Source organism: Kribbella sp. NBC_00482 (assembly GCF_036013725.1).
GTDB lineage: Bacteria > Actinomycetota > Actinomycetes > Propionibacteriales > Kribbellaceae > Kribbella.
On record NZ_CP107881.1, the window covers coordinates 1,771,280 to 1,788,097 of the forward strand.

Genomic DNA, 16,818 nt, shown 5'->3' on the forward strand with positions numbered 1-16,818 from the left:
AGAATGTCAGTGACAGGGGGGCCGCCTTCCACCCGCGAAGAGGAGGTGGAAGAGCGGGTCGGGCCGTATCGGCTGATCCGACGGCTCGGACAGGGCGGCATGGGTGTCGTGTACCTGGCCGAGGGACCCGAACACCAAGAGGTCGCGCTGAAGGTGCTGCGGTCGCACGTGGCGCACGACCCGATCGCGCGGGCCCGGTTGGAGCGCGAAGCGACCACGCTGCAGAAGGTGGACCACCCGGGCGTGGCAGGCATCCTCGACCACGACCTGGAGGGTGAGCGGCCGTACCTGGTGACGCGCTTCGTTCCTGGCCGCCCGCTGGATGAGCAGGTGGACGAGCGGGGACCGCTGACCCCGCGGAAGTGGCTCCCACTGGCGGGCTGTCTCGCCGAGTCGCTCCAGGCGATCCACGCGGCCGGAGTGATCCACCGCGACCTCAAGCCCGGCAACGTGATGATGTGCAACGGCAAGCCGGTGATGATCGACTTCGGCATCGCACAGGCCGCCGACGACCTGCGACTCACCCAGACCGGTCTGGTGATCGGTACGCCGGGCTACCTGGCACCTGAGCTCATCGAGGGCGAGATGGTGTCGCAGTCCGCGGACTGGTGGGGCTGGGCGGCCACTGCGGCGTTCGCCGCGACCGGACGCCGGCCGTTCGGCAAGGGACCGTTCGAGGCGGTGCTGGCCCGGGTGCACCAGGGCCACGCCGATCTGGACGGGCTGGACCCGCGACTGAAGTCACTGCTCGCCGCAGCGCTCTCACCCAACAAGGCCGACCGGCCGACGCAAGAAGAGATCATGACCGGCCTCAGCCGGTACGCCGAGGGTCGCGACGCGCTCCCGCCACGTGAGGCTCAGACCGTGGCCGCCGTACCGCCGACCAAGTTGGTGACGAAGCTCATGCCGACGGAGGAGCCCGCGGTCGAGGAGCCGACGGGGCCGACGCCGACCCAGGTGGCGCAGCTGGTTCCGCCGGTGATTCCGCCGCTGTCCGCGTTCGCTCCGATGCGGGACAAGATCCGCGAAGCTGCTTCGAAGAAGCCGGTGGCCGAGGCGCCTCCTGTCTACAACCCGTATGCGCCTGCGCCGTACCAGAGCGCGCCGCCGTACCAGAGCGGTCCTCCGGCGCCTTACCAGCAGCCTGCTCAGCCGGCGCCTGTCCAGCCGGCCCAACCAGCTCAACCCGTCAAGTCTCCGCCGACTGGTCGGCGTACTGCGGTCATCGTCGGCTTCATGCTCGCGCTGACCGGACTGGTCGCCCTGACTCCGGGGGTCGGCGCAGTTGTGGCCATCCTGCTGCTGGTCCTCGCCCGGACGGTGGACCGCTCGAGTACGGCGCTGATGCGGCGCCGTCAGGTCCGTGGCCGGGCCGGGAAGTCCGACGGCGTCATCGCCGCAGCCGCCAGCCCACTGCAGCTCGCGACCGCGGCCCTGATCACACTGCCGTGCCTGATCCTGCCGCTGCTCACAGCGGTTGTTGTCGGCGGCATCGTCACTGCCTTGGCGGCCTCGACGTACGACCTCGACTGGCGGCCGCTGTCTGCCGTCGGGTTCGGGAGCGCTGCCCTCACCGCGTTGTTCTGCTGCTGGTGGGGACCGGGCGGCAGCTCACTGCGTCGTGGTGCGCACATCGCAGCACGCAACGTCTTCCGCCCACACTGGCTGTCCGCACTCGTCGCGGTCGTCCTGCTGGCCGTCGGCGGTCTCATGTTCTACCAGGCGACCCAGGGCGCCGGCGCCGACTGGGCGCGGTCTCCGATCCAGACGCCGAACATCGAGCGCCCGACGCTCGGCGACCTGCGGAACGCGCCGTTCATCCGGGACCTCCCCATCATCGGTAACTGACGACGGGGAGGCCGGCGGCTCAGCTCAGAGCTGGATGATCTGGCTGCGCTCCGGACCCACGCCGATGGCGGAGATGCGGGCGCCACTGACGGACTCGACCGCGCGGACGTAGGTCTGCGCTTCCTTCGGCAGGTCGTCGAAGGAACGGCAGCCGGTGATGTCGTCGGACCAGCCGTCGAATTCCTCGTAGACCGGGACCGCGTGGTGGAAGTCGGTCTGGGTCATCGGCATCTCGTCGTGCCGGACGCCGTTCACCTCGTACGCGACGCAGACCGGGATCTTGTCACGGCCGGTCAACGTGTCCAGCTTCGTGAGGACGAAGTCGGAGACACCGTTCACGCGGGCGGCGTACCGGGCGATGACCGAGTCGTACCAGCCGCAGCGCCGCGGACGGCCGGTGGTCACACCGAACTCGGCGCCCTGGGTCCGCAGCCACTCGCCGTCCGCGTCCAGCAGCTCGGTCGGGAACGGACCCTCACCGACACGGGTGGTGTACGCCTTCACGACGGCCATCACGCGGTCGATCCGGGTCGGCGGGATACCGGTGCCGGTGCAGGCACCCGCGGAGATCGCGTTCGAGGAGGTGACGAACGGGTACGTGCCGTGGTCGACGTCGAGCAGCGTGGCCTGACCGGCCTCCATCAGCACGGTCTTGCCGTCGTCGAGCGCCTTGTTCAGCAGCAGGCTGGTGTCGGCGACCATCGGCTTCAGACGGTCGGCATACTGGAGCAGCTCGTCCAGGACCTCGTGGATCTCGACGGCGCGCCGGTTGTAGACCTTCACCAGCAGCTGGTTCTTCTGCTCCAGCGCGCCGGTGACCTTCTGCTCGAGAATCTTCTCGTCGTACAGGTCCTGGATCCGGATGCCGAGACGGTTCATCTTGTCGGCGTACGTCGGACCGATGCCACGACCCGTGGTCCCGATCTTGCGGCTGCCGAGGAACCGCTCGGTGACCTTGTCGAGGGTCCGGTTGTACGGCGGGATCACGTGCGCGCTCGCACTGACCACCAGCCGGGAGGTGTCCACTCCGCGCGCCTGCAGCGCGTCGAGCTCCTCGAACAGCACGCTGAGGTCGACCACGACCCCGTTGCCGATCACCGGGGTGACGCCCGGTGTGAGGATGCCGCTCGGGAGCAGGTGCAGCGCGTACTTCTCGGACCCGATCACGACCGTGTGGCCGGCGTTGTTACCGCCGTTGAACTTCACCACGTAGTCGATGACCTCGCCCGTGTTGCCGAGCAGATCGGTCGCCTTGCCTTTGCCCTCATCGCCCCACTGGGCGCCGACGAGCACGATTGCGGGCATCTCAGCCCTCCTGTGCTTTGAAACGGTTGAAGCCCGGAGACGTTCACCGGACATTCATCCGGCAACGCATCCAGGCTCTTGCGACCAAAGCCTACCGGACCGGAGCTCACTCGTTTCGGGCTTGTCCACAACTCTCCAGCGATCGTTTCAAGTCGCTGTTTCATCAGGTGACGGGTTGCCATTTTCCGTGATCGCGTGCACACTCTTAGTCAGCGGCCCGCCGAAACTGCCGCAGGGGACGGTTCCGGCGGGCCGCTTCCTCGTTCTCTGACGAGAACAGTCTCCGGCGCCTACGAGGCTTACCAGCGATAGCTGCTGGGTACTCGCAGGCGAGGGGAGAACAGCATGAACAGCAGCAGCGATCGGTCCGGCGAGGTACGCGGCGAGGCGAAGAGGGCCGCAGCCAGGGCCGGTGACCATCCCGTGGTCGAGTGGGGGGCACGCCTCGGCTACGGCGCCAGCGGCGTCCTGCATCTGCTACTCGCCTACCTGACCGCACAGATCGCTCTCGGCGGTGGCGGACAGCAGGAGGCGAGTCAGTCGGGCGCGCTGGCCACGCTCGCCGAGAAGTCGTTCGGACAGGTCCTGCTCTGGGTGCTCGCGGTTGGGTTCACCCTGCTCGCCCTCTGGCAGCTGACCGAGATCGTCACCCGGCACGAGGCGTCCGACAAGGCGAAGGCCGGCGGCAAGCTCGTGGTGTACAGCGCGCTCGCCTGGACGGCATTCACGTTCGCCTCGGGCGGGAGTACGTCGAGCGACCAGCAGACCAAGGAATTCACGGCAACCCTGATGGAGGCACCGGGTGGCCGGGTGCTCGTCGGTCTGGTCGGCGTCGCCATCATCGGCATCGCCGCCTACCACGTGCACAAGGGCTGGCGGGAACGGTTCCTCGGAGACCTGCAGGAGCACCCGGGTCGGTGGGTGGTCATCGCCGCCAGGGTCGGCTACATCGGCAAGGGCATCGCACTGGCGGCTGTGGGCATCCTCTTCGTCACGGCCGCGATCCAGCAGCGGGCAGGCAAGGCTGCTGGCTTGGACGGAGGCCTCCGATCGATGCGAGACCTGCCCGCCGGCACGGTCGTCCTGCTCGCCATCGCGCTCGGCCTGGCGGCGTACGGCGTGTACTCCTTCGCGCGTGCCCGCTACGCGCGCATCTGATCCTCCACAGGGCCGCGACGCAGCCAGCACCAGGCGAGCAGGGCCGCGACCGAGCCGTTGAGGATGGCCACCGCCACGTCGCTGAGGAAATGCATGCCCCGGTAGAGCCGTGCCGTCCCGACGAGGAACGGGATCACCAGGCACACGCCGACCACCACGCTGCGGAGCACCGGGTTCGTGATCCGCAGGGCCATCAGTCCCAGGGTGAAGTACAGCGCGGTCGCGGCACCGGAGTGTCCGCTCGGGAAGCTGTTGGTCGGCGCCGAGGCGTCGAGCTTCCCGACGTCGGGACGCTCGCGAGGGATCAGGAGCTGGGTGACGAAGAAGACCATCCCCTGCAGAGCGATCGCGATGAGCGGCACGACCGCGAACCACCACTGCTTGGTCCGCCGCCAGACCAGCACGACCACGACCAGGCACACGCCGATGATGCTGACCGTCGCGCCCGTCCACGAGAAGAAGAGCGTGACTGCGTCACCGAACGCCGTGCGTGACGACTCCAAGCTCTTGCTGACACTGTCCTCGGAGTCGCCCAGGTCCTTCAGCGGGCCGTCGGTGAGGAGCCAGCCCATCCCGACCACGACCAGCCACCACGCCACGAGAGGGGCCAGTGCGCGGACCATCAGGTCACGGCCCGCCTCCTTGGCAGTGGGTCGGGACGTGTCGTCCTGCCAGCGGGTGCGGAACGCCATCAGTCTGGACCTTTCGTCGTGCTGCCGGTGGGGGTTGGCGGCCTCCAGCCCACAAAGCCCGCGTACGAGGCTGCTGTCAGCCCGCACCCGAGCAGCACACCTGCCGTGACGTCGGACAGGAAGTGAGCACCCACATACAGCCTGTCGGCACACGTCACGATCACCCAGACCGCACCGAGACCGACCAGCAACCTCCGGAGACCGGTACCCACGAGGGGCCAGATCAGCAGCACGACCACGGTGACAACGATGGCGCTGTTGGTGGCGTGACCGGAGGGGAAGGAGAATCCGGCGTGCTGGGCGATCGGGTCGTCGATCTCGGGACGGGCACGGCGTACGAGAAGCTTGAGCACGCCCGCGATGGCCCAGCCGGCGGCCATCGTCGCCAGCGCCCACCAGGCCCGCGTCCGCAGCTGCCTGCCGAACCAGACGTAGAGGCTCACCGGCAGGCCCAGGATCAGGTACATCACCCAGGGCTGGCTGATCATCTCCCACGTCTCGACGAACGACCGGAACCGTGGGTGGCCCCGGGTGTAGTCGGTTGCGGAGACGATGATGTCCTCGTCGAGGGTGACCAGCGGGTCGTACTTGGTGCGGACGAGGAACGCCAGCATCGCCAGCGGGACGGCGACGACGACCGCGTAGACGACCGCCCGCGTCAGCCGGCGCCAGGGAAAGACGACGGTAGGGGCCATGACGGCATCCTTGCACCGCAAGGCCCGCTGCCGGCCGTCTTATGCGCCTATTGCAGCTCCTCCGGGTTCGCGGCCAGCCATTCCTTCACCCGGCGATCGGCCTCTTCCCGCGACACGTCCTCGACCTTCGTCAGGATCGCCCAGCGATGACCGAACGGGTCGATCACGGTGCCGAAGCGGTCGCCGGTCATGAAGGTCTGCACCTCTTCCACCGGCTTCGCCCCAGCCGCGACCGCCTTCGCGTACGTCGCGTCCACGTCCGTCACGTAGTGCACCAGCGACGAGTGCACCCACTCGCCGTTCGGCGCCCGCAAGCCGATCTGCGGCATCTGGTCGCTCAACTGCAGCATCGAGTTCCCGAACTTCAGCTCCGCCTGGCCGACCCGCCCGTCCGGCATGTCCTGCCGGCTGATCACCTCGGCTCCGAACACCGACTGGTAGAACTCGATCGCCTTCGGGCCGTCCGGTACGGCGAGGTACGGGGTCAGCGAGTGATAACCGTCGGGGATGGGGTTTACCGTGTTCGTCGTCATGACTCTTAGTCAACGCGGCGAGCGCCGTACCGGTCTTGTAAGAAAGCGACAGCCAGCGTGAGCACGTCACCGTCCGACAGCGAGAAGGGGATCCTGCATCCCCGCGAGCAGGCCCGGCACCGCTCGCTGAACCGGCTCGCCGCCGGGCCGGAGGCCGCGCGGTTCGTGGAGTGGTACTGGATCGTCGAGTGGGACCTCGACGAGCCCTACACGGCCGAGGTGCTGCCGTTCCCGTCGGTGAACGTGACGTTCGAGCAGCCGGGCGGCGCCTTCGTGAACGGCGTCTGCACGCGCAAGTTCGAGCGCGAGCTGCGCGGGCGCGGGCGTGCGTTCGGGGTGAAGTTCTGGGCCGGCGGCTTCGGCGCGATCACCGGCCTCGACGTCGGCTCGTTCCGCGACGAGGTGCTGCCGCTGACCGCGGTGTTCCCCGACGGCGATCGGCTCGCGGACCTGATGTTCGAGGCCGAGTCCGACGTCCGGCGGCGCGCGGTGTTCGAGGCGTTCCTGCGCGATCACCTGGCACCGCCCGATCCGTCGTACGAGCTGGTCCGGGAGATCGTGTCGACGATGGCCGCCGACCGCTCGATGGCCCGCGTCGACGAGATCACCGAGCGCTTCGGCGTACCGATCCGCACACTGCAGCGGCTCTTCCGGCGGTACGTCGGCGTGGGTCCGAAGTGGGTGCTGCGACGCTATCGGCTGCATGACGGCGCGGAACTGCTCGCCGAGGGCGAAGCCGCCGAGCTCGCGGAGCTGTCCGCCTCCCTCGGCTACTTCGACCAGGCCCACTTCTCCAAGGAGTTCAAGCAGCAGATCGGGCTGACGCCGGCCGAGTACGCGGCACGCGCCGCGGCCGAACGCCAGATCACCTACCGCTGACCTTCACGATCACCGCCATTGCGGTCGCCGTCAGCGCCGCTCCGAGTGCTACTGCGAAGCCGTACTGCGGGCTGTGCCCGTCGACGACCAAGCCGGCGAACGCCGAGCCGAGCGCCATACCTGCGGCGCCGCCCGAGTTCACCCAGGTGAAGGCCTGGGTCAGGACCGCGGAGTCGACGGCCGACTCGGTCAGCACCGCCGACAGGGTCTGGAACGGCGCGATCGCCAGGCCGGGGAGCGCCAACGCGAACGCCGCAGTCAGCGGACTGTGCACCGCGATCAAGGGCAGACAGCTCACGGTCAGCCAGACGAAGGCGATCACGAACTGTGTCTCCGGAGCGATCCGCCAGCGCCTCGCTCCGTACAGGAGTCCGGCGAACAGACTCACCAGGCTGGTGATGCTGTAGAGGGGTCCGGCCAGACCCGGCGTACCTCGTGAGACGGCGAACGCCGTGACGGAGACCTGCATGCTGCCGAAGAACAGGCCGATGCCGATGTTCGTACCGACCAGGCCGACGAATCGCTTGTGCAGCAAGCGTTTGGGACTCTGATGGTGACCTGGCGTGCTCGGCGGCGGCGCCGTACCCCGTTGCACTGCCAGCAGGAAGCCACCGGAGAGCAGGAGACTCGTCGCGAGGATCGAACCGATCGCCGGGCTGATGGACGAGCTCACGATGCCGACCAGTCCAGGGCCGACCATGAACGCGATGCCGACGCTGAACGCCTCCAAGGCGAACGCTGTGGACAGGAGTGGCGTGTCCCGGAGGGCGTGCGACCACCGCGCCCCGGTCTGCGCACTCAGCTGCGGTAGCGATCCACCGGCGAGGACACCGGCCACGATGAGTGACCACAGAGGCGCGTGCGAGACGGTGAGGCCGATGAGCAGCGCCATCGTCGTTGCGTGCGCCAGCAGCGTGACGGGCAACATCCGGGTCTGACCGAAACGGTCGATGAGCCGGGCGACCTGCGGTCCGGCGAGCGCTTCGGCGACGGCGAAGCCGCCGGTGACGCTACCTGCCGCGGCGTACGAGCCGGTCGATCCGTGGACCAGCCAGACGATGCCGAGGCCGGTCATGGCGATCCCGATCCGGGCCGGGGCCGCCGCTAGGTAGAACTTCCACGCGCCGGGAGTACGCAGTACCGCTGCATACGTGTTCGAGGGCGCGTCGATCCGTCCGGTGAGAGCCGGCACGGTGTGACCTTCCGCTGCCCGATGGGGCGGGGACCCGACCGTGGGCGTCCAGCTTCGCCGGTCTTGTCCATCCGCCTAGAACCGTCCATGTTCGACAGGAAGCGGGGACGCTCACCGCCTGCCGGCACTGTCAACGGGCAGAAACCTTGATGTTTCAGGTTGACCGGAACATCGTACCGCCCTCGAGCACCGGCACCGAGTCGCTTTCGTCGACCTCGGTCGCGATCGCAACGTCCTCACTGAAGCCGTACTGCGTGAGCTCGCGGCCGCCGGCGCACTCGTGCAGGAGCGCGGGCAGTTCGTCCGCAACCGCGTCGTACGCCGCCACCGCCGCCCGTGCTTCCGGGGAGAGGTTGTCGCCCTCGAGCCCGCTCAGGAACCCGCCGGCTCCCCAGAGATCCTCGACCGCAGGCCGGAGCGACCCGTCCTTCCAGCGCTCCCCTGCCGCGATCGCAACGACCTTACGGCCGGCACCGTGGCGCTTGACCCAGTCCGCGGCAGCCCGCCGGTTCCGCAACGACACCGCCAGCACTGTCGCACCGCTGTCACTGAGGAGCTTGGCAATCGTCGAACCGTTCGGCGACGGCAGCACAAGCTTGGTGATCCCGGTCACTCGCCTGATGGACGCCGCAGACAGACTGACGTCGTCGGGACCTGCTTCGGAACGGCCGACGGCCAGCTTCGCACCGTGGTGCTCGGCGTACGTGACTGCCGTCTCGTCGCGCCATCGGTACGGGTAGACGTCGATCCCGAGGTCGGCCGCGACGGTCACCGCCGTCGTGAACGACAGCACGTCGACGACCGCGACGATGTCGCCGGCAACGACCCTGGCGCCCACCGGCCCCCACTCGAACCCGATGCCGAATCCGTCCTGCGCGTAAGGGCTGGCCACCCGGCAGATCATTCCGCCGGGTGCCCGACCCCACAAGCAGGTTTCAGCTCAGCGCGTCGGCAGCAGCCGGCGACGAGTCCCGCAGGAACGTGACGCAGCGCTCGGCCTCGTCCTTCTCCTCGATGAGCGCCGCAGCCTTCCCGAGCGCAGCCAGCGCGCGCAGGAATCCACGGTTCGGCTCGTGCTCCCACGGCACGGGCCCGTGGCCCTTCCAGCCGTTCCGACGGAGCAGGTCGAGGGCCCGGTGGTAGCCGGTGCGCGCGTAGGCGTACCCCTCGATCGTGCGCCCGCCCTCGAGCGCCCCCTCGGCGAGCACGGCCCAGGCCAGCGACGACGTCGGGTACTTGGCCGCGACGTCCGCCGGAGCGGCCCCGTCGGCGAGTTCCGCCGCGGCCGGGTCGACCGGTAGTAGTGTCTCGGGTGGACCGGACAGCAGATTGTTCAATTCCATAAGCACATCTTCGCCGATCACGCAGCCGTACCGGCACGTGACCGTCTGGCGAAATCCGTTGACCGTTCACCCAGCGGCCACGGATGCTTGAGACCCTGCATCAACCGCCGTGGTTCCCAGCTACGGCCGGAAGGAGGCACCGGATGAGCGTCATAGTCCTGAACGCGTCGTACGAACCGCTGCACACCGTCTCGATCCAGCACGCCATCCGGATGCTGGTGCGGGAGGTCGCAGTGGTGGAAGAGTCGCACGGAGAGCGAACGATCGGCCCGTTTCCGGTTCCTCGAGTCCTCCGCCTGGTCCGGTACGTCGTGACGCACTGGCGCTACGCGGCCGGCCGGATGAAGTACAGCAAGCACGGCGTCCTGCGGCGGGACAAGTTCCGGTGCGCGTACTGCGGTCTCGAGAACGCCGACACCATGGACCACGTCCAACCCAGATCAAGGGGCGGCCGCACCGAGTGGCTGAACGCCGTGGCCGCCCATGCCTCCTGCAACGAGCGGAAAGGCAACCGCACCCCGTCCGAGGCCAACATGCCCCTCCTCTGGCAACCCTGGGTACCAACCCGCGCAGAGCTCGTCATAGACACATGACGGGCCTTTTTTATGCCCTCCGCCCAGAACATCGAGATCACCACTGTCGCTGATCGTCCCGACCTCGCCCACGCGGACATCGACGTGGGCGACTGGCCGGCCTTCATGCGCCACAACCGCGTCTCCGAGGCGTACTTCGCCCAGACGGTCGAGACGTTCGCCGACACCTGTCTGATCGCCACCTCGGACGGCAGACCCGTCGGCGACGCCCACGCCGTCCAACTCCGCGGCGGCAACTTCCCGGCCGGAGGCTGGGAACAGTCAGTCGTCCGCGCCTTCACCGACGCCCGCCGCGGCGTCCGGCCCGACACCGCCTGCGCCCTGAACATCAGCGTCGCCCGCGACTTCCAAGGCGAGGGCGTCGCCGCCCTCCTCCTCGCCGCACTCCGCGACGCAACCGCTGCTCTAGGCCTCAAGGCCCTCGACGCGCCCGTACGCCCGACACACAAGCAGCTCGAGCCCTTCATCGCGATGGACGACTACGCCTCCCGCACCCGCCCCGACGGCCTCCCCTTCGACCCGTGGCTCCGCACCCATGTTCGCGTCGGTGGGCGGATCGTCTCCGTCGCACCGGCCTCGTGGGTGATCGCGGGATCCCTTGCGGAATGGCGTACCTGGACCGGGCTTCCGTTCGACCGCAGCGGTCCGGTCGAGGTTCCGGGCGCGCTCGTTCCGGTGGAGTGTGATGTCGTCGCCGATCGCGCGGTGTACGTCGAGCCGAACGTCTGGGTCCGGCACGAGTTCTCCACAGATTGAAAATCGTGAGTCCGGGCGGGGTCGGATCGCGGCACGTTCTTGGGCATGAATCCTCAACTCGCCGTGATGGCGTCGATCCGGGGTGGCGTGTTCACCCGGGCCGACGCCCGCGCCTCCGGATACCACGACGCTGATATCGACTCCCTGCTCCACTCCGGCTCCTGGCGACGGATCCGGCGCGGGACGTATGCCGCTCACCGTTCACTCAGGCTCGTCACCGACGAGGTCCTCCATCTGCGCCGGATCTACGACGTCCTGCGCGCGAGCGGACCCAGTGTGTTCGCCAGCCACCAGTCGGCCGCGGCCCTGCATGCCCTGCCTGTCTGGGGTCTCGACCTCACCCGCGTCCACGTGACCGCGTCGGACGGTCGCTCCGGCCGGCTACGCGGCGTGCACCGCCACATCCGCGACCCAGTGGGACCCGGCCTCCAACTGTGGAACAGGCTGCGCATGACCTCGCCTGCCAGGGCGATCGCCGAGGTGGCCGCGACCGCCCCACCCGCGCCCGCGGTCGTCCTCGCCGATGCGGCGATGTACGCCGGACTCGTCGACCGGCGGACGTTGAACCGTGCGGTCACGCTGCTCGATCACGGCACCAAGCGCGCGTCCAGAGTCCTCGACCAGCTCACCGGATCGGCGTCGATCGCCGAGTCCCGCCTGCGCTTCATCCTCGCCGACGCCGGCCTCCCCGCACCCAGCCCATCACCACCACCGGACTCCGAACCAACTGATCCCGACGTCTCCGCAGCCGAAGGACTGTGGTTCCCCGACGAGCGCACCGTCGTCGAGTTCGAACCGCGTTTCCCCTTCTGGTGCGAGGAATTCGATCCTTCCGCCGAGGAGCCGATCCCCGAGCCGGCAACCGCCGACCCCGACGGACCGCAACCCGTCGAGCACTGCTGGATCTCCTGGACCGACCTCGCCGACCCACCGACCGTGGCCGACCGCATCCGAACCACGTTCACCCGAGCCGCCCGCCGAACCGGAATCCGCCACTTCGACCTAGCCCGGATGTGAGCGAAGGGCCCACCGCCGGTGGCGGTGAGCCCTTCGCAGATCCCCTACAGGAGGACCAGATGATGTCAGGCGTTCAGCGACGTGCCCGTCGAGCGAAGGTCTTCGCAGGCCTCGGCGACGCGCTTCGCCATACCTTCCTCGGCCGCCTTGCCCCACGCACGCGGGTCGTAGGCCTTCTTGTTGCCGACCTCGCCGTCCACCTTCAGCACGCCGTCGTAGTTGGCGAACATGTGCCCCGCCGCCGGCCGGGTGAACGCGTACTGCGTGTCGGTGTCGACGTTCATCTTGATGACGCCGTTGTCGACCGCAGCCCGGATCTCCTCGAGCGTCGAGCCGGACCCGCCGTGGAACACCAGGTCGAACGGGCGCTCCTTGCCGACCTTGGCGCCGACCGCGTCCTGGATCTCCGCGAGGATCTCCGGCCGCAGCTTGACCGCGCCGGGCTTGTAGACGCCGTGCACGTTGCCGAAGGTGAGCGCGGTCAGGTAGCGGCCGTTGTCACCGGTGCCGAGGGCCTCGACCGTGGCCAGGCCGTCCTCGACGGTGGTGTACAGCTTCTCGTTGATCTCGTTGGCGACGCCGTCCTCCTCGCCGCCGACGACGCCGACCTCGATCTCCAGGACGATCTTCGCCGCGGCCGCCTGGGCCAGCAGCTCCTTGGCGATCTCCAGGTTCTCGGTCAGCGGCACCGCCGAGCCGTCCCACATGTGGGACTGGAACAGCGGGTTCTCGCCCCGGGCGACGCGCTCGGCGGAGATCGCCAGCAGCGGCCGGACGAAGCCGTCGAGCTTGTCCTTCGGGCAGTGGTCGGTGTGCAGCGCGATGTTCACCGGGTAGTTCTTGGCGACCTCGTGCGCGTAGGCGGCCAGCGCGACCGAGCCGGTCACCATGTTCTTCACGGTCGAACCGGACAGGTAGTCGGCGCCGCCGGTGGAGACCTGGACGATGCCGTCCGAGCCCGCCTCGGCGAAACCGCGGATCGCGGCGATCAGCGTCTGCGAGGAGCTGACGTTGATGGCCGGGTAGGCGAAGCGGGTCTGCTTGGCCTTGTCCAGCATCTCGGCGTAGACCTCAGGGGTTGCAATAGGCATGTCTCGCGGTACTCCTCACAACACAGTTCTTGTGGGTTCGGCTCCAGTATTGCTGCCGGGCACTTCGTCGGATCCGGCGGCCCACCTTCCGAACCGGCCCGGTGGCCGGGGAGCGATCGGCAGGGATGTAGACCAGTTGATGAACAGGACAGGTCCAGTTCGTTGCGGCCCGATGACCGCCCCGGGTCGGGCTCAGGCCGACCCGGTGCGCGGGCCGCGGGGGGTCAAGGCCATGTGCAGCCGGTAGCGGTCGGCGCGGTAGGCCGACCAGGACAGTTCGACGACCTTGCGGCCGGCGAAGGTGGTGCGCTCGAGGACCAGCAGGGGTGCCCGCCGGGCCACGCCGAGCACCCGGGCGACATGACCGTCGGCGTTGTCCGCCCGGACGGTCTGCTCACCGGAGGTGACGACGACGTCGTACTCACTGGCAAAGACGTCGTACAGAGTGCCGAGCTCGCGGCCGAGCAGGCCGGGGAAGAGCGCGGACGGGTAGTAGCCGACCTCGTAGGCCATCGGCGACGCGTCGGCCGTGCGGAGCCGCTCGACCCGGATCACCTTGGTGCCCTTCGCGACCCGCAGGCCCTTCGCGGTCTCGTCGGAGGCCTCGATCTCGCTGGCCGACAGCACCACGGTCCCGGGCTCGAGCCCGCGGGCGCGCATCTCCCGGGAGAACGACGTGAGGTGCAGTTGCGAGTCGACCTGCGGACCGGTGACGAAGGTCCCCTTGCCGTGCACCCGTTCCAGGGCACCGGACTCGACCAGGTCGCTGATCGCCTGCCGGACGGTGACCCGGGAGACATTGAGCTTGTCCACCAGGGCCCGTTCGGAGGGGATCGGGTCCCCGGGATGCAGCTCGACGTCGATCAGCCGCTCCAGCACCGATCGGACCTGGGCCCGCTTCGTCGCCACCATGGAATCTCGATCCTCCAGACCTGGGCGGGTCTCGGGGGTGCCCCGGGACGCCGCTCACTGCTATCGTGCGCAGCATACCTGTTAAGACCAGATAGGACCAGTGATCGTAGTGGTGTCTGTCCCCGCCCAAGAGACCCGGATGGCGGCCGAGATCGCCGAGCAGCCGGCCGCGCTCGCCGCGACCTTCGAGCATGTTCTGCCGCTGCGGCACGACATCACCCGGCTGGCCGCCGGGCGCCGGAACGTGATCTTCGTGGCGCGCGGATCGTCCGACAACGCGGGGGTCTACGGCCGCTACCTGACCGAGATCCACGCCGGCCGGCAGGCGTCGCTGGCCGCTCCTTCGGTTGCCACGCTGTACGGCGCGAACCTGGACCTCTCGAACTCACTGGTGGTCGCGGTCAGCCAGTCGGGCGCGACCCAGGAGATCGTCGACACCGCCGAGTGGGCGAAGCGGAACGGCGCGGCGATCGTCGGCATCACGAACGACGGCAACAGCCCGCTGGCCTCGACCGCCGACGTCGCCCTGATCACGCAGGCGGGCAAGGAGCTCGCCGTACCGGCCACGAAGACGTACACGACACAGCTGGCCGCGATCACGGTCGCCGTGGACGCGCTCGCGCCGCGGCCGGGGACGCTCGACGCCGACATCGCGCGGGTCCCAGACGCCGCGACCAAGATGCTGTCCGGGTCGGTCGAGGCGGCGGCGGACCTGCTGGCGGGTGCGCACGACGTACTGGCGAGTGGTCGCGGACTGACGTTCGGCACGACGCTCGAGGTCGCACTGAAGCTCGAGGAGACCTGCCTGCAGCCGGTCCGCGGACTCTCGTACGCCGACCTGAAGCACGGCCCGATCGCGGTCGTCGACTCCGACCTGGTGACGATCCTGGTCGCGGCGGGCGAAGGTCCCGCCCTGCCCGGTATGACCGAGCTGGCCGGCATCGTCCGCGAGAAGGGCAGCAAGATCCTCGGCATCGGCGGCGACCCCACGTTCGCCTCCCGCTGCGACGTGAACCTGGCCGGCCCCGACCTCCCTGAGACGCTGGCGCCGCTCGCCCTGGTCATCCCGGCCCAACGCGCCATCGAGCTCCTGGCCCGCAAACTCGGCCTCGACCCCGACGCCCCCCGCGGCCTCCGCAAAGTCACCCAAACCGACTAGGTCCGGTCTGGTGATCCAGCGCCGTAGCGAGGAGGTGCTCGGTGCGGTGGCTCGGCGTGCGGGGGCGAAGGTCTCGATGCGGAGCATCGTGGCCTTTGCACCCGTGCGGCGAGGTGCCGTGCCGAGTGCCCCGCAGTAGGCGATGGATTACCAGACCGGACCTCAACAAAGTGCTCACTCGGTGAGCACTTTGGGTGGAATCGTGGTGGTCATCAACCGGGGCAGCACCTGAGAGAGGACCACCACGATGTTGCGAGGGCTTGCGACTGTCAGCTTCTACGCGGGCGACGTGAAGGCGGCGCGGCGCTGGTACGAGGAGTTGCTGGGGATCGAGGCGTACTACGCCGTGCCGACCGCGGAGGAGCCGGCGTACGTCGAGTTCCGGTTCGGGGACTTCCAGTGCGAGCTGGGAATCATCGACGCCAAGTACGCGACGCACCAGGTCGGGCCGGCGGCGGCCGGGGCGATCGTCAACTGGCACGTCGACGACCTGGAGGGCACGCTCGCGCGGCTGCTCGAGCTCGGGGCAACCCTCAACGAGGGAATCGTTGAGCGAGGCAACAACACGGGCTTCCGCACCGCGTCGGTCGTCGACCCGTTCGGCAACCTGATCGGCATCATGAACAACCCGCACTACCTGCAGATTCTCGAAGAACTGAAGGCCTGAGGCGATTCAGAAGTCGATCCGCATGACCGCGCGGCGTTTGCCCGGCCGGCTCACCTCGGCGAATCCGGCATCGGCGAACGTGCCGAGTGTGCCGACCGATCCGCCGTCGACGAAGTCGGGATAGCCCTCCACGGCGCGGGCGCCGCGTTCACGGGCGAAGTCGGCGGCGGCGCGGGCGAGTGCACGACTGATACCGCGCCGCCGGTAGCCGGCGCGGGTGACGAAGCAGGTCACGGCCCAGACCGTCGTGTCGGCCTTGTCCTCGGTGCGGCCCATCCAGGGGACGCGATTGTCGCGGCGCAACCGCGGGTGGTCGGCGCGCGACGCGACGGCACACCAGCCAACGGGCTCGCCGTCGAGGTACGCGACCAGGCCGCTCGTGGCCTTGGCCTTCGGGTTTCCACAGGAGGTCTGGTCGCGGAGCCGGGCGGCGAGCTCCTCGGGACCTTCCGAGGCCCAGGATTCCTTCGGCAGCATCCGGAACCGTTGGCACGAGCAGCGCGCGGTGTCACCCCTGGTACCGAAGACCGCCTCGACGTCCTCGGCGGTCGCCTGGTTCGCGGGGACGATCGTCAACTGTTCCGCGGCGATCGGTTCGCGGGAGCCTGAGGGACGAGGTACCGGCGTCCGCGGAGGAGCAGGGCGTTTCGCCCTCTCGGGCAGTGCGTCCAGCATGAGCCGGACATCCACCATGTCGCCTGCGTCCAGTCCGTGCGGTTTGCGTACTGCGTCCTTCAGCGGGAGCACGTAGTTGCCGTCCCTCGGCATCAGGGACGTCTTCCACTCGGTGCTGCCGATCCGGGCGCGAATCGGCAACACGCCCCAGCCGTAACTGGCAGCCGAGGCCACGGCCCGCAACGCGTCGGACTCTTCCTCCGGCACGGGAACGAAGTAGTACGGCGCGGGACCGCGCCACTCGATGACCTCGCCGCTGAACGACTGATCCATGGGTCAGATGCTAGGCCGTGTTCCGGACAG

At 68.8% G+C, this 16,818-nt stretch carries 18 protein-coding genes; 8 read left to right on the top strand and 10 right to left on the bottom strand.

The window, feature by feature from the left end:
- The first annotated feature begins 3 nt into the window (after positions 1-3).
- Entirely contained in the window at positions 4-1,848 is a 1,845-nt protein-coding gene (locus OHB24_RS08885; RefSeq protein WP_327638472.1) for a serine/threonine protein kinase, read from the top strand.
- Positions 1,849-1,872: 24 nt separating this feature from the next.
- On the opposite strand, the gene OHB24_RS08890 is transcribed toward OHB24_RS08885, so the two are convergent.
- On the bottom strand, positions 1,873-3,153 hold the full coding sequence (locus tag OHB24_RS08890; RefSeq protein WP_327638473.1) for an adenylosuccinate synthase: 1,281 nt from the start codon (positions 3,151-3,153) through the stop codon (positions 1,873-1,875).
- Between the two features lie 345 nt (positions 3,154-3,498).
- Here OHB24_RS08890 and OHB24_RS08895 point away from each other — a divergent pair, with 345 nt between their 5' ends.
- Positions 3,499-4,311 (top strand): DUF1206 domain-containing protein, encoded by an 813-nt coding sequence (locus OHB24_RS08895; RefSeq protein ID WP_327638474.1) that lies wholly within the window; start codon positions 3,499-3,501, stop codon positions 4,309-4,311.
- Here OHB24_RS08895 and OHB24_RS08900 read toward each other — a convergent pair.
- From OHB24_RS08900 to OHB24_RS08910, 3 genes are read right to left on the bottom strand one after another with little or no spacing between them, the layout of a single operon-like run.
- Positions 4,296-5,003, bottom strand: coding sequence for a phosphatase PAP2 family protein (locus OHB24_RS08900; protein ID WP_327638475.1), 708 nt, complete (start codon positions 5,001-5,003; stop codon positions 4,296-4,298). The genes OHB24_RS08895 and OHB24_RS08900 overlap by 16 nt on opposite strands.
- The gene (locus OHB24_RS08905; RefSeq protein ID WP_327638476.1) at positions 5,003-5,698 is read right to left on the bottom strand and encodes a phosphatase PAP2 family protein; all 696 of its coding nucleotides are present in this window, start codon (positions 5,696-5,698) and stop codon (positions 5,003-5,005) included. The genes OHB24_RS08900 and OHB24_RS08905 overlap by 1 nt, the downstream gene beginning before the upstream one ends.
- Before the next feature lie 47 nt (positions 5,699-5,745).
- On the bottom strand, positions 5,746-6,231 hold the full coding sequence (locus OHB24_RS08910; RefSeq protein WP_327638477.1) for a VOC family protein: 486 nt from the start codon (positions 6,229-6,231) through the stop codon (positions 5,746-5,748).
- 57 nt (positions 6,232-6,288) lie between these two features.
- Between OHB24_RS08910 and OHB24_RS08915 the strand changes: the two genes are divergently transcribed.
- Positions 6,289-7,110, top strand: coding sequence for an AraC family transcriptional regulator (locus tag OHB24_RS08915; protein ID WP_327638478.1), 822 nt, complete (start codon positions 6,289-6,291; stop codon positions 7,108-7,110).
- Here the strand turns inward: OHB24_RS08915 and OHB24_RS08920 are convergent.
- The 3 genes from OHB24_RS08920 to OHB24_RS08930 all read right to left on the bottom strand — a co-directional run bounded on the left by OHB24_RS08920 (position 7,097) and on the right by OHB24_RS08930 (position 9,645).
- Positions 7,097-8,302 carry an MFS transporter gene (locus OHB24_RS08920; RefSeq protein WP_327638479.1) on the bottom strand — a complete coding sequence of 402 codons (1,206 nt, stop codon included), beginning with the start codon at positions 8,300-8,302 and terminating at the stop codon, positions 7,097-7,099. The genes OHB24_RS08915 and OHB24_RS08920 overlap by 14 nt on opposite strands.
- A gap of 154 nt (positions 8,303-8,456) precedes the next feature.
- A complete protein-coding gene (locus OHB24_RS08925; protein ID WP_327638480.1) occupies positions 8,457-9,194 on the bottom strand; it encodes a 2-phosphosulfolactate phosphatase in 738 nt (245 codons plus the stop codon).
- A gap of 43 nt (positions 9,195-9,237) precedes the next feature.
- Entirely contained in the window at positions 9,238-9,645 is a 408-nt protein-coding gene (locus OHB24_RS08930) for a DUF3151 domain-containing protein (RefSeq protein ID WP_327638481.1), read from the bottom strand.
- Between the two features lie 143 nt (positions 9,646-9,788).
- Between OHB24_RS08930 and OHB24_RS08935 the strand changes: the two genes are divergently transcribed.
- From OHB24_RS08935 to OHB24_RS08945, 3 genes are read left to right on the top strand one after another with little or no spacing between them, the layout of a single operon-like run.
- Complete coding sequence (locus tag OHB24_RS08935) at positions 9,789-10,238, top strand: HNH endonuclease (protein ID WP_130388011.1); 450 nt, start codon at positions 9,789-9,791, stop codon at positions 10,236-10,238.
- A gap of 12 nt (positions 10,239-10,250) precedes the next feature.
- Positions 10,251-10,994 carry a GNAT family N-acetyltransferase gene (locus tag OHB24_RS08940; protein WP_327638482.1) on the top strand — a complete coding sequence of 248 codons (744 nt, stop codon included), beginning with the start codon at positions 10,251-10,253 and terminating at the stop codon, positions 10,992-10,994.
- Between the two features lie 45 nt (positions 10,995-11,039).
- Entirely contained in the window at positions 11,040-12,011 is a 972-nt protein-coding gene (locus OHB24_RS08945) for a type IV toxin-antitoxin system AbiEi family antitoxin domain-containing protein (protein WP_327638483.1), read from the top strand.
- Positions 12,012-12,076: 65 nt separating this feature from the next.
- Here the strand turns inward: OHB24_RS08945 and fbaA are convergent, their stop codons facing one another.
- Entirely contained in the window at positions 12,077-13,102 is a 1,026-nt protein-coding gene (gene fbaA, locus OHB24_RS08950; RefSeq protein WP_327638484.1) for a class II fructose-bisphosphate aldolase, read from the bottom strand.
- Between the two features lie 192 nt (positions 13,103-13,294).
- Positions 13,295-14,014 carry a GntR family transcriptional regulator gene (locus tag OHB24_RS08955; protein ID WP_130388014.1) on the bottom strand — a complete coding sequence of 240 codons (720 nt, stop codon included), beginning with the start codon at positions 14,012-14,014 and terminating at the stop codon, positions 13,295-13,297.
- A gap of 139 nt (positions 14,015-14,153) precedes the next feature.
- Here OHB24_RS08955 and OHB24_RS08960 point away from each other — a divergent pair, with 139 nt between their 5' ends.
- Positions 14,154-15,173, top strand: a complete 1,020-nt coding sequence (locus OHB24_RS08960) for an SIS domain-containing protein (RefSeq protein ID WP_327638485.1) — start codon at positions 14,154-14,156, stop codon at positions 15,171-15,173.
- 247 nt (positions 15,174-15,420) lie between these two features.
- On the top strand, positions 15,421-15,840 hold the full coding sequence (locus OHB24_RS08965) for a VOC family protein (RefSeq protein WP_327638486.1): 420 nt from the start codon (positions 15,421-15,423) through the stop codon (positions 15,838-15,840).
- A 6-nt stretch (positions 15,841-15,846) separates the two neighbouring features.
- Here the strand turns inward: OHB24_RS08965 and OHB24_RS08970 are convergent, their stop codons facing one another.
- A complete protein-coding gene (locus OHB24_RS08970) occupies positions 15,847-16,788 on the bottom strand; it encodes a DUF1905 domain-containing protein (RefSeq protein ID WP_327638487.1) in 942 nt (313 codons plus the stop codon).
- Positions 16,789-16,818 lie beyond the last annotated feature (30 nt).